This is a genomic window from Moorena producens PAL-8-15-08-1 (genome assembly GCF_001767235.1).
Classification (GTDB): Bacteria; Cyanobacteriota; Cyanobacteriia; order Cyanobacteriales; family Coleofasciculaceae; genus Moorena; species Moorena producens_A.
The window spans coordinates 3461484-3487969 of the sequence record NZ_CP017599.1; the positions used below are offsets into that span (position 1 = coordinate 3461484).

The 26486-nt window shown below is 44.6% G+C and carries 20 protein-coding genes; 13 read left to right on the forward strand and 7 right to left on the reverse strand.

The window, feature by feature from the left end:
- Nucleotides 1–33 precede the first annotated feature (33 nt).
- The 3 genes from BJP34_RS13060 to BJP34_RS50025 all read left to right on the forward strand — a co-directional run bounded on the left by BJP34_RS13060 (nucleotide 34) and on the right by BJP34_RS50025 (nucleotide 6618).
- A complete protein-coding gene (locus tag BJP34_RS13060) occupies nucleotides 34–1395 on the forward strand; it encodes a P-loop NTPase fold protein (protein WP_070392722.1) in 1362 nt (453 codons plus the stop codon).
- Nucleotides 1341–4313, forward strand: coding sequence for a hypothetical protein (locus BJP34_RS50020; RefSeq protein ID WP_070392723.1), 2973 nt, complete (start codon nucleotides 1341–1343; stop codon nucleotides 4311–4313). The genes BJP34_RS13060 and BJP34_RS50020 overlap by 55 nt, the downstream gene beginning before the upstream one ends.
- A gap of 2050 nt (nucleotides 4314–6363) precedes the next feature.
- Nucleotides 6364–6618, forward strand: coding sequence for a hypothetical protein (locus BJP34_RS50025; protein WP_418904139.1), 255 nt, complete (start codon nucleotides 6364–6366; stop codon nucleotides 6616–6618).
- Between the two features lie 342 nt (nucleotides 6619–6960).
- Here the strand turns inward: BJP34_RS50025 and BJP34_RS13085 are convergent, their stop codons facing one another.
- Entirely contained in the window at nucleotides 6961–8472 is a 1512-nt protein-coding gene (locus tag BJP34_RS13085; protein ID WP_070392727.1) for an FAD-dependent oxidoreductase, read from the reverse strand.
- Nucleotides 8473–8943: 471 nt separating this feature from the next.
- Here BJP34_RS13085 and BJP34_RS48805 point away from each other — a divergent pair, with 471 nt between their 5' ends.
- The 3 genes from BJP34_RS48805 to BJP34_RS13095 all read left to right on the forward strand — a co-directional run bounded on the left by BJP34_RS48805 (nucleotide 8944) and on the right by BJP34_RS13095 (nucleotide 11364).
- Nucleotides 8944–9072, forward strand: coding sequence for a hypothetical protein (locus tag BJP34_RS48805; RefSeq protein WP_267876558.1), 129 nt, complete (start codon nucleotides 8944–8946; stop codon nucleotides 9070–9072).
- Nucleotides 9073–9115: 43 nt separating this feature from the next.
- The gene (gene xseB / locus BJP34_RS13090; protein ID WP_070392728.1) at nucleotides 9116–9379 is read left to right on the forward strand and encodes an exodeoxyribonuclease VII small subunit; all 264 of its coding nucleotides are present in this window, start codon (nucleotides 9116–9118) and stop codon (nucleotides 9377–9379) included.
- 575 nt (nucleotides 9380–9954) lie between these two features.
- On the forward strand, nucleotides 9955–11364 hold the full coding sequence (locus BJP34_RS13095) for a cytochrome P450 (protein WP_070392729.1): 1410 nt from the start codon (nucleotides 9955–9957) through the stop codon (nucleotides 11362–11364).
- A 327-nt stretch (nucleotides 11365–11691) separates the two neighbouring features.
- Here the strand turns inward: BJP34_RS13095 and BJP34_RS13100 are convergent, their stop codons facing one another.
- Entirely contained in the window at nucleotides 11692–12300 is a 609-nt protein-coding gene (locus tag BJP34_RS13100) for a hypothetical protein (protein ID WP_070392730.1), read from the reverse strand.
- A 16-nt stretch (nucleotides 12301–12316) separates the two neighbouring features.
- Complete coding sequence (locus BJP34_RS43150; protein WP_158517180.1) at nucleotides 12317–12493, reverse strand: hypothetical protein; 177 nt, start codon at nucleotides 12491–12493, stop codon at nucleotides 12317–12319.
- A gap of 41 nt (nucleotides 12494–12534) precedes the next feature.
- Between BJP34_RS43150 and BJP34_RS39630 the strand changes: the two genes are divergently transcribed.
- Complete coding sequence (locus tag BJP34_RS39630) at nucleotides 12535–12726, forward strand: hypothetical protein (protein ID WP_158517181.1); 192 nt, start codon at nucleotides 12535–12537, stop codon at nucleotides 12724–12726.
- Between the two features lies 1 nt (nucleotide 12727).
- Here the strand turns inward: BJP34_RS39630 and BJP34_RS13105 are convergent, their stop codons facing one another.
- Nucleotides 12728–13921 carry a DNA double-strand break repair nuclease NurA gene (locus tag BJP34_RS13105; RefSeq protein WP_070392731.1) on the reverse strand — a complete coding sequence of 398 codons (1194 nt, stop codon included), beginning with the start codon at nucleotides 13919–13921 and terminating at the stop codon, nucleotides 12728–12730.
- Nucleotides 13922–14197: 276 nt separating this feature from the next.
- Here BJP34_RS13105 and BJP34_RS13110 point away from each other — a divergent pair, with 276 nt between their 5' ends.
- From BJP34_RS13110 to BJP34_RS13115, 3 genes are all read left to right on the forward strand, one after another.
- The gene (locus BJP34_RS13110) at nucleotides 14198–15628 is read left to right on the forward strand and encodes an NF038122 family metalloprotease (protein ID WP_070392732.1); all 1431 of its coding nucleotides are present in this window, start codon (nucleotides 14198–14200) and stop codon (nucleotides 15626–15628) included.
- A gap of 445 nt (nucleotides 15629–16073) precedes the next feature.
- Nucleotides 16074–16340: a hypothetical protein gene (locus BJP34_RS39635; RefSeq protein ID WP_149030954.1), complete on the forward strand. Its 267-nt coding sequence runs from the start codon at nucleotides 16074–16076 to the stop codon at nucleotides 16338–16340.
- Nucleotides 16279–17721 carry an NF038122 family metalloprotease gene (locus tag BJP34_RS13115; protein ID WP_070392733.1) on the forward strand — a complete coding sequence of 481 codons (1443 nt, stop codon included), beginning with the start codon at nucleotides 16279–16281 and terminating at the stop codon, nucleotides 17719–17721. Before BJP34_RS39635 ends, BJP34_RS13115 begins: the two co-directional genes overlap by 62 nt.
- A 146-nt stretch (nucleotides 17722–17867) precedes the next feature.
- Here BJP34_RS13115 and BJP34_RS13120 read toward each other — a convergent pair whose 3' ends face one another.
- Together BJP34_RS13120 and BJP34_RS13125 are read right to left on the reverse strand one after the other, a co-directional pair.
- A complete protein-coding gene (locus tag BJP34_RS13120) occupies nucleotides 17868–18320 on the reverse strand; it encodes an HNH endonuclease (protein ID WP_070392734.1) in 453 nt (150 codons plus the stop codon).
- Nucleotides 18307–18558 carry a hypothetical protein gene (locus BJP34_RS13125; protein WP_070392735.1) on the reverse strand — a complete coding sequence of 84 codons (252 nt, stop codon included), beginning with the start codon at nucleotides 18556–18558 and terminating at the stop codon, nucleotides 18307–18309. The genes BJP34_RS13120 and BJP34_RS13125 overlap by 14 nt, the downstream gene beginning before the upstream one ends.
- Nucleotides 18559–18685: 127 nt before the next feature.
- On the opposite strand from BJP34_RS13125, the gene BJP34_RS13130 reads away from it, so the two are divergent.
- A complete protein-coding gene (locus tag BJP34_RS13130) occupies nucleotides 18686–22270 on the forward strand; it encodes a filamentous hemagglutinin N-terminal domain-containing protein (protein WP_070392736.1) in 3585 nt (1194 codons plus the stop codon).
- Nucleotides 22271–22286: 16 nt separating this feature from the next.
- Here BJP34_RS13130 and BJP34_RS39640 read toward each other — a convergent pair whose 3' ends face one another.
- Nucleotides 22287–22499 (reverse strand): hypothetical protein, encoded by a 213-nt coding sequence (locus BJP34_RS39640; RefSeq protein WP_149030955.1) that lies wholly within the window; start codon nucleotides 22497–22499, stop codon nucleotides 22287–22289.
- A 164-nt stretch (nucleotides 22500–22663) separates the two neighbouring features.
- Here BJP34_RS39640 and BJP34_RS13135 point away from each other — a divergent pair, with 164 nt between their 5' ends.
- Nucleotides 22664–22921 carry a hypothetical protein gene (locus BJP34_RS13135; RefSeq protein WP_070392737.1) on the forward strand — a complete coding sequence of 86 codons (258 nt, stop codon included), beginning with the start codon at nucleotides 22664–22666 and terminating at the stop codon, nucleotides 22919–22921.
- A gap of 267 nt (nucleotides 22922–23188) precedes the next feature.
- A complete protein-coding gene (locus tag BJP34_RS13140) occupies nucleotides 23189–26398 on the forward strand; it encodes a filamentous hemagglutinin N-terminal domain-containing protein (protein WP_083305142.1) in 3210 nt (1069 codons plus the stop codon).
- Nucleotides 26399–26486: the final 88 nt, after the last annotated feature.

A 26486-nucleotide genomic window follows, 5' to 3' on the forward strand; every position in this document is an offset into this window, starting at 1 on the left:
TGCGACTAAATCAGGAAGGAAAATTACGCTATAATGGTACTAGATCTGCCAAGATTCTACAAAGCTTGTAATCCCAGCAAGCCCCTGAGCATGGGAGATGTCAATGATAGAAAATACTATATTGATTTTTCACCAGTCAGAGGAAATAAAATTATTGAGTCCCTCAAGCGAACCATCACCCTAATTTCCCCAGATGAGCCGACTTGTCAGCTGTTTACAGGGCATATTGGCTGTGGTAAATCTACAGAATTACTTAGACTAAAAGCTGAGTTAGAGCAACAGAAATTTCATGTGGTTTATTTTGAGTCGTCTCAAGATTTAGACATGGCTGATGTTGATCTAAGCGATATTTTGCTGAGTATAGCTGGTCAAGTCAGTGAAAGTCTGGAGAAAATTAAAATTAATATAAAACCAGGCTATTTTGTCAATCTTTTTACAGAAATTACCGATTTTTTGCGCACACCAATTGAATTGGGTGCTGAAGCAGAATTGTCGGTAGGCATTGGCAAAATAACGGCTAAAACTAAAGAAAGTCCTAAACTGCGGCGTCGATTGCGGGAATACCTCGAACCTCGCACTAGTGGAATCTTAGACTCGATTAATGAAGAACTACTAAAACCTGCTACCACTACCCTGAAGAAAAAGGGCAAAGCGGGACTAGTGGTGATTGTGGATAATCTGGATCGGGTGGATATTCGCCCCTTACCCTCTGGGCGATCGCAACCAGAATATTTATTCATTGACCGGGGTGAACAGTTACGCCGACTCAATTGCCATATTGTTTACACAATTCCCTTGGCGTTAACTTTCTCCAATGAGTGCGAAACCCTGAAGAATCGCTTAGGTGGTGGACTTACTCCTAAAATCTTACCGATGGTGCCAGTTAAACTGCGCACAGGTCAGGAGTTTCCCGATGGCATGGCACTGCTACGAGAAATGGTACTGGTTAGAGCTTTCCCTAATCAAACTACTGAGGAACAATTTGCTTTGCTCCCGGAGGTATTTGATAATATAGATACTTTAAACCGCCTGTGCCGAATTAGTGGTGGTCATGTGCGCAACTTGCTAGGATTGTTGTTTGATTGTCTCAGGCAAGAAAACCCACCGATTCCGAGCGAGTGTTTAGAAAATGTGATTCTCGAACGTCGGGATTATCTGATCTCATCAATTACTGATGAGGAGTGGGAATTACTTTTCCAGGTGGTGCAACAGCAAAAAGTCAGGGGTGATACGGAATACCAAACCCTATTGCGCAGTATGTTTGTCTTTGAATACCGCGATCGCGATGGAAATTGGTTTGGTATAAATCCAGCATTAGAAGAGGCACCGCAGTTTAAGTCATGGTTGAAACAAAATCACCAGCAGACGCTGCCCAATACAACGATAGTACATTAAAGGCTCTGTCTAGAGCGATCGCATTTTCACAAGGGGAATTTTCCCTTGTGATCGTGCGATGTAACTACCAGGGTTTGCAACAACAGATGCTGCAACGCCTCAAAGCACTGTGTCAGCCCCAATACCCGATTACAGAGTTTATCATACCGCCATCGGCTACCACCCTTTACACCACCATCCAAAACTACGAACACAGGGAATTGGGGCGTGGACAGGACAGGGGGATAGACAGATGCGGGGACAGGCAGAGTTCTAGCCCCATTGACCCTTCATCCCCTGACCCTCTTACCTCCTCACCCCCTCATTCCGCATTACTGATTGTTGGTTTAGAGTCAGTGGTTGCCCTTGAGGAATTACTTACCTCTACTAATCAAGTCCGGGATGAGTTTCGTAAACGCCTAACCTTTCCTCTAATATTGTGGGTTAATGACCAGGTACTGCAAAAACTGATGCGGTTGGCACCAGATTTTGCCAGTTGGGCAGCCACTCCCCTCAAGTTTGAACTGACCACCACAGAGTTAGTCAATTTTCTCGGACAAAAGGCTCAAATAGTATTTGCCTGTCTATTGAACTCTGGAGAGCCTTCCCCCCCAACCACGCCACAAATCCCCAATCCCAACCTATCCTTTAGGAACGCCCAAGGCTCTCAACCAACCAACCAACCAACAACCAACATTCAACCAACCAACATTCAACCTCCCAACCTTCAACCTCCCAACCTTCAACATTCCAACCTTCAACATTCCAACCTTCAACCTCCCAACCTTCAACCTCCCAACCTCCAACATTCCAACCTCCAACCAACCAACCCCGATATTTGTATTACCTATTCGAGGAACTCAGCACTCCAAAACCAACGTCGATTTGAGCTGGATTTTGCCCTAAAAGATTTACATAGTCGTGGCATTACCTTAGATAGGGAATTAGACGCTAGTCTAGACTTTGTTTTGGGTCTAGATGACTATAGAAGCGATCGCATAAATCTAGCCAAGAAGCGATTTCGTAAAAGCTTAAGAGTTTGGCAGCAAACCGATAACTTAGAACGGCAGGGGTTATTATTGTTTTATCTCGGTTTGTGTTACTGTCGCCAGGCTGACCAAAATCAAGCTCATAAACAGCGCTATTGGGAAGAAGCTTGGCCGTATCTGCATCGATGTATGGGAATTTTCACCCAAGCGGGGCGTCACGATCTGGTGGCTATTTTTATTAGTAAGCTAGCTGAACTGCTGCAGCATCTACAAGCGTGGTCATTCTTACAAACCACCTCTCAACAGGCTCTGTCCCTTCATGAAACCTATGGGACTCAGGTGCAACTAGCCCAAGATTACGGTTTTTTGGCAGAAGTAGCCCTTGAGCAATCCCGATGGCAGGATGCTGGTCAATTAGCCGAGAAAGCTCTATTAATTTTGGTTGTTGCTGCTGATGATCAGCCCCATGACCAAGGCTTGCATCCATTGCTATTAGCCCAGCTCTATCGATTATTTTTGGTAAAATCCCAAGGAAACCAGGGAAATTTAGCAGAAGCGGTCAAGCAGCTGGAAAAAGCGAGTCATAAACTGGCAGATGCCATAGAATCCAGCAATTATCGCTATGAGCCTCAGCGTTACCTGCACCTGTTGGAACGATTACGTAGCCTTTACTTTGAACAAGGGCAATACCTAGAAGCATTTCGGATTAAACAAGAACAACGGGCAGTGGAGCAGCTGTATGGCTTCCGTGCCTTCATTGGTGCTAGTCGTCTACAGCCACCACGAGGAGCCAACAATCCCAGCTGGCATGGCGTACAGCCACAAGACCTTATTCCCCAGGAAATGGCAGCTTCCGGACGTCAGCGAGATGTAAACCGCTTAATGGAACGGATTACCCGTGCTGATCACAAACTGACAGTGATTCATGGTCAGTCAGGGGTTGGAAAAAGTTCCATTGTCCATGCCGGATTAGTGCCAGCACTCAAAAACAGACCCCTTGGCGATCGCATTGGGTTACCGATTGTGGTGCAAGTATACACCGATTGGGTGGGGGAACTAGATAAACACTTGGCCGATCAACTATCAGGAAATGGAAATGAAGACCCCTTGATCAGGGAAAAATTTCTAAATTCTAATGGTAATGCCCTAATTGATTCTGTCCTGGAGCAATTACAACACAACGCCGACAATAACTTTTTAACGGTTTTAATTTTTGATCAATTTGAAGATTTTTTCTCGGTTTATTCCCATCAATCCCAACGAAAACTATTTTATAATTTTTTATTAAATTGTCTTAAATTACCTTATTTAAAACTAATATTTTCTATCCGAGATAACGCCTTACATAAATTACTTGAGCTAGAACACTACACGTGGGAAGTCATAGAAAGTAATATCTTAGATAAAAAGATTCGTTATCCATTACTAAATTTTCCTTTAAAAGATGCTTATTCAGTCATTCAAAGCTTAACCCATCGGGCTAATTTTTATTTAGAACCGGCTTTAATTGATGAATTAGTCAGAGAATTAGGGGCTGAAATTGGAGAAGTTCGTCCCATTGAGTTGCAAGTAGTAGGCGCTCAACTCCAAGCTGAAAATATTACTACTTTAGCTCAGTATCAGCACCATGGTCCCAAAGCCAAACTGGTGGAGCGGTTTTTAGAAAAAGTTATTAAAGATTGCGGTCCTGAGAATGAAACAGCGGCTTGGCTAGTGTTGTCGTTACTCATTGATGACAATAAAAATCGACCCCTTAAGAATCGCTCCGAGCTAGCCATAGAATCATCCTTAGAAGACCATAAATTAGATTTAATATTAGAAATTTTTGAGAAATCAGGATTAGTATTTCTATTACCAGAAGTTACGATCAACCGCTATCAACTGGTTCACGATTACCTAGNAGCCGTTATCCGCCATNAAAAAGCAATCGGAAACTGCAAGCAGAATTAGAAAAATCTGCGCCANAAAGACAAACAGAGGCAAAGGATAAAATTGAGGNAACTGGTTAAAGAACAAAAACTCCAAAACCAANTTGCCAAAAAAAACTAAAAAACAAAGGAAAACCGAAGAAAACTGAATCGAATTCTCAGAACAACGATTGCGAGAAGCACGTTGGGCAGGAATTGGCACTGTTTAGTNTTTAATGGTGATTACCGGTATANNTGGGGTTCCCCNACGCTATCAGTAAAACCCAAAAACCCNTTTGAGTGACCTGAGCTACACCCCTAAAAAGCTNTGGTTGATGCCAACAGAACCTTAGATGCCCCTCATCCTCAGTTTAGAGGCACCCCACAATTGCAGAAAATCCCTTGGGGTGAGTGCAGATACCCNGACACGGGTAGTCACTGCTCTACCAACAGGCAGTTTATGGGGTNAGAGAACGCAACCGTTTAAAAGGGACATCGAGATTGGGTTCAGTGTGTTTNNTTTTAGCCCAGATGGTCAGCTGATTGGCTTTNGGGGCGAAGACAAGACTTATCAAACTTTGGCGNAAAAANATGTAACCTTGCTCAAAACGTTGGCGAGGTCCATCGGGCTGGAATCCACANGTNTCAGTTTTAGTCAAGATGGTCAAATTTTNGGGCTNGTGGTAGTGAAAAAAAAAACTGTCAAGCTNGTGGGGTAAGGATGGATCCCTGATAATAACTTTAAAGGGCNGAATGGGCATACCGAAACAGTCCATTTGTGTTGGGTTANGCCGCGAACNANAAGAATCNATNGGTTAGNGAGAAAAAACCCTCAAAATATGGAGTAAAAATTGGTNTTTTACTCCAGACTCAACCGGNCCACAGTGATTCGGTGTTGGGAGTTAGTATTTTTCCCAATGGTCNAGTTAATTGCTTCTGCCAGTAANAAAAAAAACTATCAAACTTTTGGCGCAGTGACGGAACACTGCTGAANAACCTGGCAAGCTCATACACAACCAGTGGTGAGTTGTCAGTTTTAGTCCTGATGGCAACAANTATTGCCCTNCNNAGAACAAACAACACTTNNAAACTCTGGGACATGATGGGAAATTAATCGATANCCCCCGAANGGTCTTNCGTAATTGGGTTCTCGATGTCAGTTTTTGNCCCCGATGGTAAGAGGCTAGCTACGGCTAGTGCTTGATNCACACCCATCAAACTCTGGAACAGTGATGGGGAAATTAATCGAAACCTTGGCTGGACANAGTGNAATGTGGTGATGTAAGTTTTAGTCCGGACAANAAAACAATTGNTATNTCTGCTAGTGCAGACAAAACCATTTGAACTCTGGGCCAGTGGACGGGGGNAACTGGCACCGATCCGCCATAATCAAAACTGTCAGAAGTGTAAATTTTCAGCCCCCGATGGTGAAATGATTGCTACTGCTAGTGCGGGAAAAAACCATTCAACTGTTGAGGCTTCAAGATCGTTAGCAAAAAAGCCTTCTTGGCTCATGGGTAAAGGTTTGCTGCAAAAATTTTTTTCNGCCCTGATAGCACGATCATGGCNNGNGCTAAAGNAAAAATAAAACGGTTAAACTCTGGAGTTTAGNTGGCTCCTTGCTTCATACTCTAGAAANAAGAAAACCAGGATAAGGTTTGGGGNGTTGTTTTTNGTCCCNTAGTAAAATNATTTTTCCCTGCTTNNTGGTGTGAAAAACCGTTAAACTCTGGGGTTTTAGATGGCACCTTTTTTGAAGACCTTAGAGGGGCACCNAGGATAAAGTTTGGGGGGTCAGTTTTAGCCCAGACAGCAAACAGATTGCCCTCTNCNTGTTAGTNGTGGGGAAGGGNTAAAACTCCTGGAATCGTGAGGGGAAAGTTNCTCAATACGTTGAAAAAAAATNGATGATGTGAATTTGGGTTTTTTTTTTTNTTTCAGACGGGGAGATGATTGCTTCTGCTAGTAGTGATGTGGAACGGTAAAACTCTGGAATCGTGAAAGGCAAGTTGCTCAAAACCTTAAAAAGGGNTAATGGTGCCGTTAATTGGGTTAGTTTTAGTCCTGTGGAACCTTAATCGCATCTGCGAGTAGTGATANAAACGGTTAATCTTTTGGAGTNGGGATGGACATTTAATAAATACCCTTTAAGGGCACAAAACGATTCGGTGTTTGGAGTCTGTTTCAGTCCCGATGGAAAGTGGCTAGCTTCTGCTAGTAAAGACAAAAACCGTGATTTTGTGGAAATTTGGATGTGGATTATTTGCCTACAGCGCGGTTGTAGTTGTTGTACGATNTTTGGCACTATAACCGTGAAGGGTAAGAGGGATCAGCTTTGTGGATTTTAAATAATAAGGGAGTAGGGAGTAGGGNGGGTAGGGAGTAGGGAGTAGGGNNGGGGGAGGGGGNCGCCCCTATAGTTTATGAACTCTTGACTTTTGCCTTTTTNCTTTTTGCCTCTTGCCTTTTTTGCCTTTTTNTTTTCCGGATTCCCGATTCCCTTNCCCCTCTGGGGGGGGTTAGGGGTGGGTTCCTNTTCCCTGCCCTGCTCCCTGCTCCCTGCTCCCCTGCTCCCTGCTCCCTGCCCCCCTGCTCCCTGCTTCCCTNTTCCCTGCTCCCTGCTCCCTGCTCCCCCAAAAAACCAGAAATTTGTACCTCACAAAGTCGTAGAATTGCTATAAAATAATGTGCTAGTAAATACCCCACTCATCAATAATTTTTTCTCTTTCAGAAACCGCCAATTGAGATAGATTTTTACCAAGAGCAGATTCCATTTCAGGGGAGAGAATTATGTGCTGATTTTGGTCAATAGTTATGTGCTTATCTACTTGCTCTTGGGTAAGAATACCCTGGCATACATAAGTTGAGAGTATTTCGAGAACAACCTGAAATGCATTGTAAGGAATAGAAGTTAATTTAAACCCAGGAATATGAATATATTTACCCCCATTTTTATGGTGATATAGATAACGAATAGGATTATCATCCCGTTTGGCAGCATCTACTTCATCGGTAGTTTTTCTACCAGGATAAACTTGAACCGCTTTTTTGAGCTTAATATTTTCCAATCCCTTAGCCCAAGGAATCCACCGAGAAATATCCTGCTTAATTGTGCTCAACATTTCTGCTTCCGTTCTACCAGTTATTTTTTCCAAATTATCCAACCATTGCTTAGGAATAGTTTTCGGAGTTTCAGCCAAGGGAAAATCTAATTCTGCCTGGTTATATTCTCGACCCGAAAAAATTGCCAGATGATCGTATCCGACTTTAATTATTCCACCATATTGACCTCGAATGAGCATAGTACTAGAAAAACGTTTGTCGATTTCTGGAAACTGTTTTTTCAAGTCTGAGGGAATCTTGTATATTCCATAAACTTTTAGCTTTACTAGATTTCCTTCGATATATTGCTCAAATTTTAGTTCTGGAATCGCAATGCCCAAACCCTTGGCATAACCAGCATTAACTATCGTATCGAAATAAAGTTGATTATTGTGGTTTATCTTTAACTCGAAGTTTTGACTATTGATGGCAATATTACGTACTTCATTATTGTAGTGAATGTCAACAAAATTTTCTTTAACAAGAGAATTAAACAGATTGATCATGTGACTAACATATTCGGCAATATTTAAGACAAATTGCCTAACTTTGACTGCACCAGCGATGTCCTGTTTGGCCGGATCGAAATTTCCAAGTAAGGGTTTGATGGCTTCTTGATCTAGTATCTTTACTAAGTATTCTGGCTTCCCAAAAATCGTTTCATTGTGATATTTTTTTAAATGTTGCTGATAAATTTCAACCAAAGAAGCAGCAACATCTTTATAAGTTATCCCTTCTTGATTAATAGCAGTGTTTCCTATTTCATTGGGTACTAAATAATTAACATAGCTATCTCCAAAAACATACTCAGGCATTAATTTTTTAAATAAAAGACTTTGTTTGAATAAATGTTCCAGTGTCTTTTTATGGGCACCATAAACAAAATGATGCAAAATACCTGTATTATTGATAGAAGCTCCATTTTTATTAAAAACTTTTGATTCAGCTTCAAAAACCGATACTTTAGCGATACCTAATCTAGCTAAAATACATGCTGTTGATACTCCCATAGCACCGGCTCCAATAATGGCTATATTTTGTCTTTGCTGAAGTGGTAGATTAAATACAGTTTCTAGCATTTTTATCCAGGGTAATTCCATCTAAATCAGGTTAAAATAGAAGCAAAAGTGATTGGAATTATTTTCCAGAATACTTCTTAGTTTTGGTTGCTTTAAGGAGCATAGCAACGGAGTCGGAACGTTGATTTTATTTAAAGGGGCTACTTTGATTATTTATGCTTAGTTCAATTGTTCTCTATGGCTGGTATCACAGTTTACAGTCTGGCATGTGGCTTAAAAGTCACTAACTCCGATTGTTATAAATTGGTTTACTGACTGCTGTTACTTTAGCTCATAAGTCTTATAATTGCTATATACTTTGTAACTATTGCCTCTATTCCTCTCCTGGCAGGGGTTAGGGTGTGTTTTTAAAGTTTTCCGCAAGATTATGATCCCCCCCAGCCCCCCTTAAAAAAGGGGGGAGCCATACTCAAAGTCCCCCTTTTTTAAGGGGGATAATGGGGGATCTCCGAGGCAAGAAAACACGACCTAGGGGTGGGTTCCTCTTGCCTATTGCTAGCATGCCTCTTGCCTCTTCTCCCGATTCCCGATTCCCGATTCCCGATTCCCGTTCCCCTCCTGGGAGGGGTTAGGGGTGGGTTCCGATTCCCGATTCCCGATTCCCGATTCCCTATTCCCTAAAATCAAAAAATTCTGTACCTCACCCCATTAACAATTGCTATCTATGGAAACTCAATCTGATTCAAACCTAACTGATTCAAACTTAAGTAAAATCCCTTCTGGAGAAACCTGGAACTATGAAGCGACGGTGGCTAAAGTTGAAACTATCATTAAGCAAATAGAAACGGGAGAACTAGAATTAGCAGACGTCTTTGATCAGTTCTCTGCTGCTGTCGAATATCTCCATCAATGTGAATATTTCCTCGATCAGCGACAGCAACAGATGGATTTGTTGATTGAGACGTTGACTAATGATTCTGATTTTTAATACTAATTAGCCCGTCACTGTTCAGCCTTTAGCTAATGCGCGTAGCGCATTAGCTGATAGGGGAATCATTTTTGGGTAGCCCTCTGAGAATATATTTGATAATATTATGAAATAAATTGATAATCATTATTAATTCAATAGCTTTTAATTATTATGTCAACAAATAACCTATTTTGGGCTGTTTTTATCTGTTTGGTTTTTTGAACATTCAACACTTATGCTTCAATCACTTCAATCAGTGGTAATATTATATAGCAATTCTCATAGTCATGAGGACAAAGCTTATCCCTTTAAGGCAATAGGCATGCTAGCAATAGGCAACAGGGTTTGAAGCGATGCAGCGCGGTCATGGGGGTTCCCCCCATGACCGCGCTGCATCAAGACAGGGAATCGGTGTCAAATAATACTGTACCTCATAACTGCGATAAACGCTATATATTTACGCCTAGTGGCAATAGTGGAACAGATGGAGGCGGAGAAAGTACCAGTTATGGAAATTATGGTAGTGTTAGGGATAAATGGTTAAATCAGAATGTTGTTTAATTAAAGTTAGCAAAGATTATTAGGGTGAAATTATGAATCAGCAAAAGGGTGAAGTAACAATTCTCTCCGATGGGCAAGCTACGCCAGCAGGAATAACTAAACCACCAAGACAAGGGAGGTGGTACGACACATTTAGTTACATCGCTAATCCTGAAGGATTTTGTCACCACAACTTAGAAAAGTACGGACCGATTTTCAACACAGGTGTTTTTGGCGGTACAACCATCTTCGTTGGTTCGTCTAGGGCAATTCAAATGGTCTTTAACGGAGACTCTAAATATACCGAAATTGCCTTACCCAAAACTACGATGGATATGTTTGGGGAGTACAGTCTGTTTCAACGTCCCGAACTACACAGAGAACGTAAAAGTGCCTTAAAGCCTGGACTTACTGGTCGGATTTTGGAAGGATATATACCTCGGATTAATGAAGTCATTACAGATGGTCTGAGCAATTGGAGTGATACCGTCCAAGTATCACTCTACCCAGCAGTCGAAAAAATTTGTTTTCAGGTACTCGTTCCTCTGTTGTTAGGAGTTAACTTAGATGATATTAACCCCAAAAGTTTTGAGGGATTGCCTTTATCAAACTGTCATGAACTGAAATCACTTTACAAGACTTACTTTGATGGTTTCTATGGTTTGTGGAAATGGAAATCTCCTTTGACTGCCTACGGCAGAGGACTGAAGGCAAGGGCAAAATTGCTGGAGTTTATGGGAGCGGTTATTGGGCTACGGCGAGCATCCAAGGAAGAAATCAATCCTAAAGCCGATTTCCTCTCAATGATGCTGGCTAGTCAGCAGCAAAACCCTGACGGGATTTTCAGTGATTCTCTAATCGAAAACCAATGTCTGTTGCAGTTATGGGCATCCCACTATGAAATTTCTGGACTTGTATCTTCCCTAATCTATCAGCTAGGACGATTTCCACAGGTATTGGATCAACTACGCTCTGAGCAGGCAACGATAGTGGGTGAGCCAACTAACTTGAATACCTTTTTATCGGAGCAGTTGAAGCAAATGGTCTTTTTAGAAGCAGTAATCAAAGAGACTCTGCGAACCTTGCCTCCTAGCTCTACAGCTAATCGTCGTCTTACCAAATCCGTAGTTTTAGATGGAATGCTTTATGCCAAAGGTTGTACTATTATTGCCGAACCGCGATTAGCACATATCATGCCAGAACACTTTCACCAACCAGAGCTGTTTGAGCCAGAGCGTTTTCTACCTCCTCAGAATGAGGGAAGGATGTATGAGTTTATTCCTTTTGGTGGTGGCGTACACGCCTGCTTAGGAGCGCAGATGGCTATGACAATTACGAAGATCTTTGCTTCTCATTTAATCTATTTGTTTGACTGGCAACTGACGGGTGAAGCTTCTTTTGTGCAGTTTCCTCTGAAGAAAATCAAGAATAATTACCAAATTATTCTTCAAAAGCGTTGGTAATGGTTTTTGATAACTAATTATCCGGACATAATATAATCAGTTCTCCGCTGCTGTCGAATATCTCCATCAATGTGAATATTTTATGGCTCAGCGACAGCAACAGATGGATTTGTTGATTGAGACGCTGACCAATGATTCTGATTTTTAATAGTAATTACCCCGTCAGGGTTTAGCTATCAGTAATCAGCCGTCAGGTTTTGAATAAAACCAGTAAACATTCCTTAGGTCACAGGCTAGAAGCCTGTGCCACAAACTAGAAGCCTGTGCCACAAATTAGAAGCCTGTTCCACAAACTAGAAGCCTGTGCCACAAAGCTGACCGCTGACATCAGCCCATCCCTTGAATACCAACATGTCCAGCAAAGGCATACCAATCTTCACTAAAGCCCTTGAATTCCAGATCTTTGAGGCTAAATTTTACGTGATTCTCCTCCACTGTAAACTTAACCGTATTATCAGCATTAGCTTGATCTGTCACAATCACCAATTCAGTGCCTGCTGGAATTTCTTGCTTTGATGCTTCATTCAACATACTAGATTGAACAGGAGCTCGCTTAATTACCGTATCTTGATTAAAGAAAAGGTTAAGTAAAACGGGTTGATTGAGTAACGTATTCTGATAAATAGGAATGTTGAAAGCAGTCTTATCCTCTTGTTTAGAGACTACATTACTAACCGTTTCTACCGGTTGCAAACTCTCCATCATAATTGCTACATGGTCTTCAAAGGCATACCAATCACCACTGAACCCCTTAAACGCAATATCTTTTAAACCCAGTTTAAGGTGATTGCCAGATTCCTGACCATAATAGCGAAGTACTAATATAGTACCTGCTGGGATCATCTGACGTTTATTATCAGGCAATTGCGACGATTGAATCGGCTCTTGCTTGAGATAGCTATCTTGCTTAAACAGAAGTCTTAATACATTTGCCATGACACTATACCGGTTTTTAATTGGGTGATGTACTTTCGTTCTGGGTTAATGGGAGCAGGGAGCAGGGAATAGGGAATAGGGAACAGCGGATCTGGGAGCAGGCAAGAGGCAAGAGGCAAGAGGCAAGAGGCAAGAGGGAAAAAATTCTGTTTACATCATAGGTATGAGAAGCGCTATATAAATAAATTATCAATGATTAAGACCGACTAACCTCCAACCAACTAACCTTGGCCTTTGGCCACGCGCTTCGCAGCAAAGCGGGACGAAGTCCATCGCGTTCAACCTCCAACCTTGGCCTTTGGCCACGCGCTTCGCAGCAAAGCGGGACGAAGTCCATCGCGTTCAACCTCCAACCTCCAACCTTCAACCTTCAACCGACTAACCTTCAACCGACTAACCTTCAACCGACTAACCTTCAACCCTTAAGTCAACTAATACTGCCCCGTTTACGAGCTTCCTTATAGGATATTCCCACATTCTTGACACCTGCCCGAATCATTTGTTGTTCAAGCAAGGCAAAGAAGCGATTCCGGTCACCGGCCTTAATCACGGCCTGATTATGAGCTTCAGACACAGCAATGGGATAACCATATCCTTTATAGACCTGCCCCAGCATTAAACTCAACGCTTGATTCAGCAATGCTGAATTCTGGGCTACCCATTCTGGCATCTCGATCCGAGCAATTTCTGTACCCACATGGACATAACAGAAATAGATCCGGTGATGGTCGTATAATTCCAGAATCCGTGCGGAACTCTGAAATAGAGGGCTACGCTGTCCTGGTTGCAATAAACTTGCCCAGAGAGTGGTATCCCGCAAGGGGTCTATCACCTGACAAGGCAACTTGTCCGTGAGATTACCACATTGGGTGATACATTTGGGTGTTTCATAGGGACAAGCTGGTAATCTCAGGAAATTAACCATTTCCACACTACGAGAAGCACTCAGGTAGCCGATCAGGGGTACATTAACAGCACGCAATTGCTCCCAAGCTGTTAGAATCGGAGGCAATATGCGATCGCGTGCATCCCCTGGCATCCCATCAAGAAACCAGTAAATCAGAGAACCATCTACTATCGCTAAATTGGGAGTATCCCTGTGGGGAGCTGGTGGATTTACCCAACGGCAAGCCATTTCTGCTAACATCGATACCTCGGAAATGGTGCGTCGATGTCCCATCCACTCCTCCGTGCGAATCCCCCACTGACGAGAAATATATAAGTCTTCCGGTCGGTAGAACACTTCGGGCATACTATCCAACAGAGGATACAGACTTTGTCCATAGTGCAACATTACCCGACCCACATTAATCACATAACAGTAGAGGATTTCGTGGTGAGAGGGGGAAATTTGAGACCCATCCGTAGCGAAAACACTATGGCTTTCCGGGGGACTACTGATATCAACACAAGTATCCAGAGATTCTACCGGTGTTGCCGCCGTGAAAATCATGCGATCGCGCCATTCTTGATGAGACTTGACTAAACTCTCTTGTTGTGTTTTCGCCTTTGCCAGTAATTGTTCAGCCCGTTCTAGGCGTTGGCGAGACGCCACCGCTTCTAGTCTCAGGTGCTTACTAATACCAGGGATTTGTCCTGCCAGTTTTGCCAGATCAAGCATGGAGAGCTCATCAGTAGATTTACTGTAGATTTACGAAGTTCAAACTAGTGATCTGTAACACAGGTTTCTTGTGATCCTAAACGACTCATTCAGTGATCCTAAACGACTCATTAAGTGATCCTAAACCAACACAGATAAATAAACACAATTGTATACATCAGGCTCCAATAACAAACGCGATCCTATACACCAGGCTTAGATAACAAACATGATTGCATACATTACCTTTGCATACTGACAGTATCCATGTCAGTAATTTCTACGAGGTAAGATTTTATGAAGAATCGCCAGTTAATCAAGTCCTTGTCCCTGGCATCTGCAGCAGTAATTGGTGGTAACGCCCCAGCTCAAGCCATAGACTTCGACTTCAGCTATCAACCAGGGACTACCCTCGAACAAATGCTCGGGTTTCAAATGGCTGGTGAGATTTGGTCTTACTATTTAACTGATAATGTCACTGTCAAAATTCACGTTGAGATGACCGACGCCTTGCCCTCAAACATCCTGGGCGGGGCACTCCCTGGTCTGCAAAAGAATAAAAACTACAAAACATTTGTGAAGAAGCTGAAGTCCGATAGAACATCGGTAGATGATTATACTGCTTATGATAATTTGCAGGAACATAACTATAGTGATGGCAATACTCGCTATCATGCCGTGTTTGAAAGCGGACAAGGGTGGTATAACAAAAACATTTCTCTGACCAATGCCAATGCCAAAGCCATAAATTACCACAGCAATAACTCCCTGATCGATGGCTATATCGTCATGAATGATACCTTCAATTGGAGCCATGATTACCTGCGTAGCGCCCCAACTCCATCAAACGCCATAGACTTCCTGAGTGTGGGCGTCCATGAAATTGGTCATATCTTGGGCTTTGTCAGTGGGGTCGATTCGACGATACTCGCGGATTATGACGCTAGTTATGAGATGAACCTTGAGCGTTTGTTCCGTACTACTGCCTTCGATATGTTTCGCTATAGTGACTGGATCCAGAATGCAGTTGACTTAGGCTTTGGTGTCAACGCCTTCTTTTCCCTGGATGGGGTTGATCCAATAGCATACCTTTCTGAAGGTAAGGATCTCAATTTAGGATTAGGAGGTGATGGCTATCAAGCCAGCCACTGGGACGGTTACGGCAATGATTTGGGCATTATGAAGCCAGCCCTAGGTTGGGGAGAGAGATCCGATATCTCAGGACTAGATTTACGAGCCTTTGATGTGATTGGCTTTAACCTTAACTCTGTTGTGTTCGGCTTAGATGGACGCCCCAGTCAATCCAATATGACCCTAAATCTCAATAACTTGCTCAACAACGCCAAGAATACCTTAGCCGACAAAATCGGTGACTACATGAATGATTCTAGCGTGAATGCCTCATCCATCGACTGGTATATCGCCAATCATAACCAAACAGCAGGCTCCTGGCTAGCTGAAGACCGCATCCACGATGTAATCGACATGTACGAATGGGGCTATGGTGGCGGTAGCGGCGGTGGCAGTGGCGGTGGTGGCGGTGGTGGCGGTGGCAGTGGGCAAGTATTAGGCCACGTGCTAGAACAGGGTTTTTTTTCGGATTTCAATTGGTCAACCTTTAATCCTGACCAGGGAGTGGCTCAGGTGCCAGATCCAGGGGCGACCAGTGGCTTAATTGGGTTAGGTCTGTTCGGCATTGGTGGTCTGTTAAAGGGTCGTCGCAGCTAATGCAGCCATCTGGCCTGATCAAAAAAGGGAACAGCGGATCACCGGAACAGGGAACAGAAGCAAAGAGATCCGAAGGGTGCATCAAAGTATTTCTAAAAACAATGGCGTTGCTGAATAGCAAAATGGTTTAACCATAAAGGGAATTTTTTTTTAATTTCAAATAATAAATAATAAGCCGAATTGATAACTACAATAGCTCTTCAGATTTAGAGTAGCAGAGAGTTCGTTGATATAGTCTGGATAAATAATGTCAGCTCTCCTAGTCTGGTCATCCTAAATTAGTATCAAAGTAATTACTATTTTACTTAATAAAAATATTTTTGGATTTTTGGATTTTTTTGAATCGCTTGTTATTTATTTTATAGATCAGGATCCAATAAAAAAAACGATTCTATACACCAGCTTCAGATCACCAACATGATTGCCTATAGCGTTTATCATAGCTATGAGGTACACATTATTTTTTACCTCTTCCCTCTTCCCTTTTTCCTCTTACCTGCTCCGTTCGCGTAGCGTGGCCTACGGCCTCAGTCCCTGCTCCCTGCTCCCTAAAAACCAGAAATTTGTACCTCATAGGTATAAGACTTGCTATATATCACCTTTTCATACTGACAGTATCCATGTCAGTAATTTCTACAAGGTAAAATCTTATGAAAAATCGCCAGTTAATCATGTCCTTGTCCCTGGCATCCGCAGCAGTAATTGGTGGTAACGCCCCAGCTCAAGCCATAGACTTCGACTTCAGCTATCAACCAGGAACGTCCCTCGAACAAATGCTCGGGTTTGAAATGGCTGGTGAGATTTGGTCTTACTATTTAACCGATGATATCACCGTCAAAATTCACGTTGAGATGACAGACAGCTTGCCCTCAAACATCCTCGGTGGCGCACTTCCTGGCCTGCAACAGTCTACAAACTACAAAACATTTCGGAAGAAGATGAGGTACGATAAAACATCAAAAGATGATGATACTGCTTATAATAAGCTGCAAAGACATGACCGTGATGGCGAGTATCTGTATAGGGTCTTGTTTGAAAGCGGAAGTGACTGGTACAACAACAATATTGCTCTGACCAATGCCAATGCCAAAGCCATAAATTACCAGACCAATAACTCCTTGCTCGATGGCTATATCGTCATGAATAACGCCTTTAATTGGAGCTATGATTACCAGCGTAACGCCCCAACCCCATCAAACGCCGTAGATTTTCTGAGTGTTGGTATCCATGAAATTGGTCATATCTTGGGCTTCGTCAGTGGAGTCGATTCGACGATCATGCCTGATAATGACGCTAGTGAGGAGATCAACCTTAACCGTCTGATGCGTACTACCGCCCTGGATATGTACCGCCGTACTCACTCGACCCCATATTATAATAACAAGATTAACTTAACCTATGGTGCCAACGCCTACTTTTCCATTGATGGGGGTTATACAGCTCTGGCATACTTTTCCGAAGGCAAGGATCCCAATTTAGGAGACGGAGGTGATGGCTATCAAGCCAGCCACTGGAAAGGTCACGGCAATGATTTGGGCATTATGAAGCCAGCCCTAGGTTGGGGAGAGAGGTCTGATATCTCACCACTAGATTTACGAGCCTTTGATGTGATTGGCTGGGACCTAAACTCCACTGTGTTTGGCTCAGATGGACTGCCCAGTGCATCAAATATGACCCTAAATCTCAATAACTTGCTCAACAACGCCAAGAATACCTTAGCAGACAAAATCGGTGACTATTTGAATGATTCTAGTGTGAATGCCTCATCCATCGACTGGTATATCGCCAATGATAACGAAACAGCAGGCTCCTGGCTAGCTGAAGACCGCATCCAGGATGTGATCGACATGTACGAATGGGGCTATGGTGGCGGTAGCGGCGGTGGCAGTGGCGGTGGTGGCGGTGGTGGCGGTGGCAGTGGGCAAGTATTAGGTCAGTTGGTGGAACAAGAGGGGTTTTTTAACGATTTCAATTGGTCAACCTTCAATCCTGACCAGGGTTGGGCTCAGGTGCCAGACCCAGGGGCGACCAGTGGCTTAATTGGGTTCGGTCTGTTCGGCATTGGTGGTGTGTTCAAGGGTCGTCGCAGGTAGTTCAGGCATCTGGCCTGATCAAACAAGGGAACAGGGAACAGGGAACAGGGAACAGGGGAAAAATATTGTGTACCTTATTTGCTGGTAACCGCTATATAATCCGTGTGAGGTACTCACGCTATAGTGGTTGGTTTGGTGTGGGTACCTCACACGGATTGACGTGGATCCTCTAGGGGAGGATGTAACCCCCCTTTGACCCAAAGTTGTCGAGATTTCACGATGAATTTTTCAGTGCGACGCTCGTCGTTGAGATCAAGTCGAGCGCAGGTTGCTCGTCCTGTTGGGCTGGTGCCTATAATGCGCAGACCATCGGCTGTCCAGATGAAATGATCAGACCATGACTGTAAACGAGGGTTGAACAAGGGGACTTCGTTTCCGGTATCGGGATCAATTCCGGTTGTGAAATTGTAGCGCCTTTCGTTGCACCGACGACAGGCTAAGGCAAGATTATCTAGACGATCACTTCCCCCCAATGATTTTGGCCAAAGATGATCGACCGAAAGGGGTGCGTTGCTGAGGATTTCGGGATAGTGACAATATTCACATTGAAATACTGCCCGTTTTCTAAGCTGCTGGTAGAGCTGTTTAGGAATGGGCATTGGCAGCTTCAGCCATGATAACCGCATTGATATAGCTGAAAATATCATCCAGTTCGCCAATGGCTTCCAGCTCCAGTGTTTCGTCTGGAGTGAGTTGATCGTCTTTTTTCTTATCGAGCAGGGTTTGCATCCGCTCCCCAAGCTCATTGGTGAATTTGAAAAGGGTTAAGTTATTGGTTCGCTCAAGGCGAAGTCCTTGAGGCAAAAAGGTGGATGGTTTGATCCCGATAGCAGTCATAGTTGTTTTTATTAGGAATCTTATTGATTTTAGCAATTCCGATCACTAGCGTTACTTGGTCTAGAGGTTTGGGAATTCTAGAGGATAGTTCTTGCCCACGACATGGTTCAGTCTCTAGGAAAGCCTCATGGTCATCACAGATTTTTTTAAATTGCCACCTAGGTCCGATCACAATAAACCCTTAAACAAACCCTTCAAGCAACTCCTGACCTTGCCCATTGCCTGTTACCTAGTGGCTCAGATGCCCTTACTCTGCTCGGCTCAAATTGTTCCAGATAATACTCTACCGAACAATTCCATTGTTACTCCTAATGGCAACATCATTGAGATTACCGGTGGTACCACTGCAGGGGGTAATCTCTTCCATAGCTTCGAGCAGTTTTCGGTTCTGACTGGGAATACAGCCTTTTTCAACAATTCCGTCACCATTGAGAATATTATTAGCCGGGTCACTGGTGGGTCGATTTCTACTATTGATGGCTTAATTCGGGCTAACGGTAGCGCTAACCTGTTTTTAATCAATCCCAATGGCATCGTGTTTGGTCCGGAGGCTTCCCTAGATATTGGTGGCTCGTTTATCGGCTCTACCGCCAACAGCATTAAATTTGCCGATGGCAGTGAATTTAGTGCGACCAATCCCCAGGAGCCTCCCCTGTTAACCATTAATATTCCCACTGGTTTACAGTATGGCTCCCAAGGCAATCCCGGCGGAATTGTGATCAACGGGCCTGGGAACAATCTGAGTATTAATAGTGCTACATTTGCCGTGGTCAGAGACAATCGACCGGTGGGGCTGGAAGTACAGCCAGGTAAAACCTTAGCCTTGGTGGGGGGTGATGTGGCTGTTGCAGGAGGAAATCTCACCACAGCCGGAGGACGGATTGAACTGGGTAGCGTCCAGGGAGAAGGGATGGTAACCCTGACCCCAACTAACTCAGGTTGGATATTAAGCTATGAGGATGTAGGACAATTTCAGGATATTACCTTGTCCCAAGCGGCCTCGGTGAGTACTAGTGGTAATGACGGGGGTGAAATCCAGGTGCAGGGTCGGCGGGTGACGATTAGTGAAGGGTCAGCTCTGTTAGGCGATACCTTGGGCAGTGGGGCTGGGGGAAGTTTGACGGTAAAGGCGACAGAGGCATTGGAAGTGATCGGTACCGCTGCCAATAATGACTTTTCCACCCGTTTATCTACTGATGTAGCACCAGAGGCTATAGGGAATGGGGGTAATTTAGTCATTGACACGGAACAGTTGCGGGTTGCTGATGGCGCTCAGATCTCCAGCGGCACCTTTAGCTCAGGGAATGCTGGCACCTTGACGGTTACCGCTGCTGAGGTAGAGGTGATTGCTGGCTCGAACTTCGGTCCCAGTGGTTTGTTTGTGCCAGTAGCACCAGGGGCTACCGGGAATGGGGGTAATTTATTCATTAACACGGAACGCTTGCGAGTTACTGATGGGGCTCAGATCGCAGCTAGTACCTTTGGCTCTGGGGATGGGGGAGATTTGGTAGTTCAGGCCAAGGAGGTAGAACTGATTGGTACGGCTTTTGGCATCTTCCCCAGCGGCTTGTTGGCAAATGTGGAAGCAGGAGCGACCGGGAATGGGGGCAATTTGACCATTAACACCGAAGGCTTGCGACTGATTGATGGAGCTCAAATTGCAGCTACTACCTTTGGCACAGGAAATGCAGGTTCCTTGACTGTTAAGGCTCAAGATGTGCAATTGACTGGCACGTCAACCGCAGAATTACCCAGTGGCTTATTTGCAGAAGTTAGACTAGGAGCGATTGGGAATGGGGGCGACTTGAGCATTGAGACGGAGAGCTTACGGCTGACTGATGGGGCTCAGATTGCAGCGACTACCTTTGGCACAGGCAATGCAGGTTCATTGAGCGTGCAAGCCACTGAGATGGAACTAATTGGTAGCTCATCAGAGGGATTACTTAGTGGCTTGTTAGCCAATGTGGAACCAAACGCGATCGGGAATGGGGGCAACTTGACCATTAACACCGAACGCTTGCGACTGACTGATGGAGCCCAGATCAGAGCAATTACCCTTGGTGAAGGGGATGCCGGTTCGTTAATAGTACAGGCCATCGATTTGCAATTGAGTGGTACCTCACCACAGGGATTACCCAGTGGCTTATTTACAGAAGTCCGACCAGAAGCGATCGGGGATGGGGGCAACTTGACCATTAACACCGAGGGCTTGCGGCTGAGTGATGGGGCTCAGATTGCAGCTAATACCTTTGGTACAGGGGATGCCGGTTCTATAGAGGTCAACGCAACAGATATTGAATTAATTGGTACCTCACCAGAGGAATTAGCCAGTGGCTTATTTACAGAAGTCCGACCAGAAGCGATCGGAGATGGGGGCCAATTGACCATTAACACCGAACAGTTGCGAATTACTGATGGGGCTCAGATTGCAGCCACTACCTTTGGTCAAGGAAATGCCGGTTCTATAGAGGTAAACGCAACAGATATCGAATTAATTGGTACCGCAAGCAATTTCGCTAGCGCTATATTTGCCAATGTGGAATTAGAGGCCATAGGCAATGGGGGTGACCTGATCCTTGAAACGGAACGCTTGCGACTGGTTGATGGCGCTCAAGTAGCAACCATTACCGCAGGCTCTGGAAATGGAGGAACCTTGAAAGTTCAGGCACAGGAAATAGAACTAATTGGGACATCAGACCTAGGTGCCAGCGGATTATTGGCGAGTGCGATCGCAGATACTGGTAATGGCGGTACATTAGACATCTCTACTGATCAGTTAATTATCCGAGATGGAGCAACTATCAGTGTCAGTAATTTCCCAAGCAATGACCGCCTAGATCCAGGACAAGGCCAAGCTGGGAATATTGAGATTGTGGCAAACTCCATCGAGCTTTCCAACAGCGGAGCGGACACTGCCAATGGTGGTGGTATTACCGCATCCAATTTCTCGGCGGGAGGAGGCAATATTGTAATTCGGGCTAATCAAATCAAAACTGATCGAGGGGAAATCACTGCCACTTCGGAGCTTAGCGGTGGTGGTGATATTGACATTACTAGTGACTTACTCTTCCTTTCAAACCAGAGCGGGATTAGTACCAGCGTTAATGACAGTACTGGTGGTGGCGGTGATATTAAGATTAATAGTGATTTTGTAGTGGTTGTAGAAAATAGTAATATCGCAGCCAACGCCATATTTGGTCCTGGCGGTAATATTGAGATCACTACTAAAAGTCTGTTTCTGTCTCCAGATAGCCAGATTACTGCCAGTTCTCAATTTGGTGTGGATGGTCAAATCAACATTAGCAATCCCGAGTTAACTCAAAACCTAGGATTAATCCCATTACCAGCAAGTATCATTGATACTGGTCTACTCATTGCCACAGGCTGTAGCACCGATGATGAGCAAAATTCATTTGCTCTGCTTGGACGAGGGGGCTTACCCACTGACCCCACTGACCCCCTCAAAGGTGAAACCATTTGGATAGATTGGCGAGATTTCTCCGCCACCAGGCGTCAATTGTATCGGGCTGCTCGCAATCGGGGCAAAAAACCGAATCAGCAAGCCCAAACGACAGCCAAAAAGCCACCAATTATAGAAGCTCAAGGATGGATTATAAATCAGGATGGAATTGTGGAGTTGGTGCCTTATCCCACTGGTCCTAATCTCAAACCAGTATTGAATACTGCCATCAACTGTCATAATCTTAGGTAACTAAGATATAGCAATTCTATGACTTGTGAGGTACAAATTTCTGGTTTTTAGGGACTTCGGAGCAGGGAGCAGGGAACAGCGGATCTGGGAACAGCGGATCTGGGAACAGCGGATCTGGGAACAGGGAACAGAGGGTTACAGATATTTTATATATCTGAGTGCGTAATTCCTGCATAACCTGATTATCAAAAAACGCGATCGCATACGTCAGAGTCATACGCGATCGCATACCCGATATTCTTAACACCTACGCGATTGACATGCAGTCACGCTACGCGAACGCATACGTCAGAGTCATAAAACGAATGCGATTGACATACAATCACGCTACGCGATCGCATACATTAGCCTTGGATACTGAAAGCATAGATTTAAAACCATAAAGTTAAAATTATGCTTAATCTTCTTCGGTTAATAACACCATTGTCCCTAGCCACGGTAGTAATTGGTAGCCAAATCCCGGCTCAGGCATTGACATTAAATTCTAGCAATGCTCCAGATTTTGATCTGCTCACCCTGGAGTTAGGGACTAGCAACAACACAATGCTCGATGATGGTCCCCTCGAATCTCAGCAATTTGGCGGCGGTTGCGGTAACGGTTGCGCTGGTGGTAACGATGGCGGTGGTACTGGTGGTGGAAACGACGGATGAAACAAGTCGATTTACTGGCCCAATAAGGGTTTTTTCGGCGTTGCTGAATTAAGGAATGATGGTTTTGTTAAAGCCCCCGTGGGTCCCCCAAATTTGGGGGACGCAAGAAAATTTTGTTCCCCCCAGAATTGGGGGGCTAGGGGGGCGAAACCATACCCATAATCAGCAACGCCGTTTTTTCTAGTCACTGCTGTTACTGGCTTTGGTTTTTCGGGAATTCTACGAGTAAGTTCTCTCTGGCCAAGTCAGTCAGCCTAGAAAAGGGTAATGCAAAATACCACCGGTCTTCTCAATGCACAGCTAAGGGAAGGTAACAGTAGGGGCAAGTCTTGCCCCTATTTTGGCATCAAAAAACCATTGCTAATGGTGCCTGTTATCTGTTGCTTGTTTAGTCAGATTCCTTTAATTGCCTCAGCTCAAATTATCCCAGACAACACCCTACCCAACAATTCCATTGTCACCCCCAATGGCAACAGGATTGAGATTACCGGTGGCACCACCGCAGGGGGCAACCTATTCCATAGTTTTGAGCAGTTTTCTATCCTCACCAATAATACTGCCTTTTTCAACAATAATCTAACCATTAATAATATTATTAGCCGGGTCACCGGTGGGTCGATCTCTACTATTGATGGCTTAATTCGCGCTAACGGTTCAGCTAATCTGTTTTTGATCAATCCCAATGGGATCGTATTTGGTCCGAACGCTTCCCTAGATATTGGTGGGTCTTTTATTGGCTCTAGCGCCAACAGCATCACGTTTGCCGACGGCAGCGAGTTTAGTGCCACAAATCCCCAAGACCCACCCCTACTGACGATCAATATTCCCACGGGTTTACAGTATGGTTCCAATCCCGGAGCAATTACTGTCCAAGGTTCGGGGAATAATCTTAGTCTTGAAATCAACAGCAGTTTTGCGGTGGTCAGAGATAATCGACCGGTGGGAATTCAGGTAAAGCCAGGTCAAACCCTAGCCTTAGTGGGGGGTAATGTTGCCTTAGAGGGAGGAAATCTCAGCGCAGCAGGAGGACGAATTGAACTCGGGAGTGTCCAGGGAGAGGGTCTGGTGAAGCTAATCCCAAGGGATAAGGGCTGGAGCTTGAGCTATGGAGATGTGGGGCAATTCCAGGATATTGATTTGTCCCAAGCCGCTTCCCTAGAAGTCAGTGGCAATGGCGGGGGCGAAATCCAGGTGCAGGGTCGGCGTGTCACGGTTACTGAGGGTTCAGCAATCTTAGCAGATACCCTTAATAGTGGTGCTGGGGGAACCCTCACTGTCAGGGCGACCGAGGCGTTAGAAGTAATTGGTACTGATGCGAATAATCGTTTTTTAAGCCGCGTGTCTACTGATGTGGCACCAGAAGCCACGGGCAATGGAGGCAATTTGACCATTGATACCGAGCGCTTGCTGGTAAAAGATGGGGGTCGCATATCCAGTAGTACCTTTGGCAAAGGGGATGCTGGAATCTTAAGGGTTACTGCTTCTAATCTGGAAGTGATCGGCAGCTCAAGCTTTAGTCCAAGTGGCTTGTTTACCCTAGTGCAATCCTCAGGCACAGGCAATGGAGGCAACTTGACTATTGATACCGGCACCTTGCACATAGCTGATGGAGCTCAAATATCTGTGAGTACCTTTGGGGAAGGGAATGCAGGTGCTTTGAGAGTTCAGGCGACAGAGGCAGAATTGATCGGTACTGTCTTTGGACAGTTTCCCAGTAGCTTGTTGGCAAATGTAGAACTAGGAGCTATCGGCAATGGGGGCAATTTAATCATTGACACCGACACGTTGCGACTGATAGATGGCGCTCAACTGCAAGCCAATACCTTTGGCCAAGGGGATGGGGGAACCTTGACCGTGCAGGCTACTGAGGTGGAACTCATTGGTGGCTCAGGTAGTATTCTCAGTGGCTTATTGACGGAAGTCAGAGCAGACGGAATTGGGAATGGGGGCAACTTGACCATTGAAACTGAGAGCTTGCGGCTGATTGATGGAGGCCAAATTACAGTGACTACCTTCGGAAAAGGGGATGGAGGAAGCTTGAAGGTGCAAGCCACTGAGATTGAACTAATTGGTACCTCATCAGAGGGATTACCTAGTGGCTTATTTGCGAATGTGCAACCAACAGGTACGGGCAAAGGTGGTAACTTGACCATTGACACCACGAGCTTGCGCGTCCTGGATGGGGCTCATATCGCTGCTGTTACCTTTAGCGAAACAGATGCGGGCACCTTGACAGTTCAGGCCAAAGATATAGAACTAATTGGCACAAGCAATAATTTTTCTAGCGCTTTGTTAACTAGTGTACAAGAACAGGCGAGGGGCAATGGGGGTAACCTAACCATTGAAACTGAGACCTTACGGCTGCTAGATGGGGCTCAGTTGCAATCCAATACTTTCGGCGAAGGCAATGGGGGAACCTTGAAAGTTCAGGCACAGAAGATAGAACTGATTGGGAGATCAGACCTAGGTGCCAGCGGATTATTGGCGAATGCGATCGCAGGTACTGGTGATGGCGGTAAATTAGAAGTTTTCACTGATCAGTTAAGTATCCGAGATGGAGCAACTATCAGTGTCAGTAACTTCCAAAGCAATGACCTCCTAGAACCAGGGCAAGGCACAGCTGGGGATATTGAGATTGTGGCAAACTCCATTGAGCTTTTCAACAGTGGATCACAAAATGCCAATGGTGGTGGTATTACCGCATCCAATTTCTCGGCAGGAGGAGGCAATATTACTATTTCCGCTAATCAAATCACCAGTAATCGAGGGCAAATCACTGCCACTTCTGAGCAAAGCGGCGGCGGTGATATTGACATTACCAGTGACTTACTATTCCTTTCAAACCAGAGCGGGATTACTACCAGCGTTAGGGACAGTAATGGTGGTGGGGGTGATATTAAGATTAATAGTGATTTTGTAGTGATTGTCGAAAACAGTAACATCACCGCCAACGCCATATTTGGTCCTGGAGGTAATATTGAGATTACTACTCAAGGTCTGTTTCTGTCTCCAGATAGCCAGATTACTGCTAGTTCTGAATTTGGTGTCGATGGTCAAATCAACATTAGCAACCCAGACCCAACTCAAAACCTAGGATTAGTCCCATTACCAGCAACTATCATCGATACTGGTCTACTGATTGCCACAGGCTGTAGCACCGATGATGAGCAGAATTCATTTGCTCTGCTTGGACGAGGGGGCTTACCCACTGACCCCACTGACCCCCTCAAAGGTGAAACCATTTGGATCGATTGGCGAGATTTCTCGGCCACCAGGCGTCAATTGCATCGGGCTGCTCGCAATCGCGGCAAAAAACCGAATCAGCAAGCCCAAACGACAGCCAAAAAGCCACCAATTATAGAAGCTCAAGGATGGATCATCAATCAGGATGGAATTGTGGAGTTAGTGCCTTATCCCACTGGTCCTGAGCTCAAACCAGTATTGAATACTGCTATTAATTGTCATAATCTCAGGTAACCATAACCTGATCATCAACAAACGTCATCAACAAACCCTTACGTATACCTCAGATTCATAAAACAAACCCCTACCCATACATTAGCCT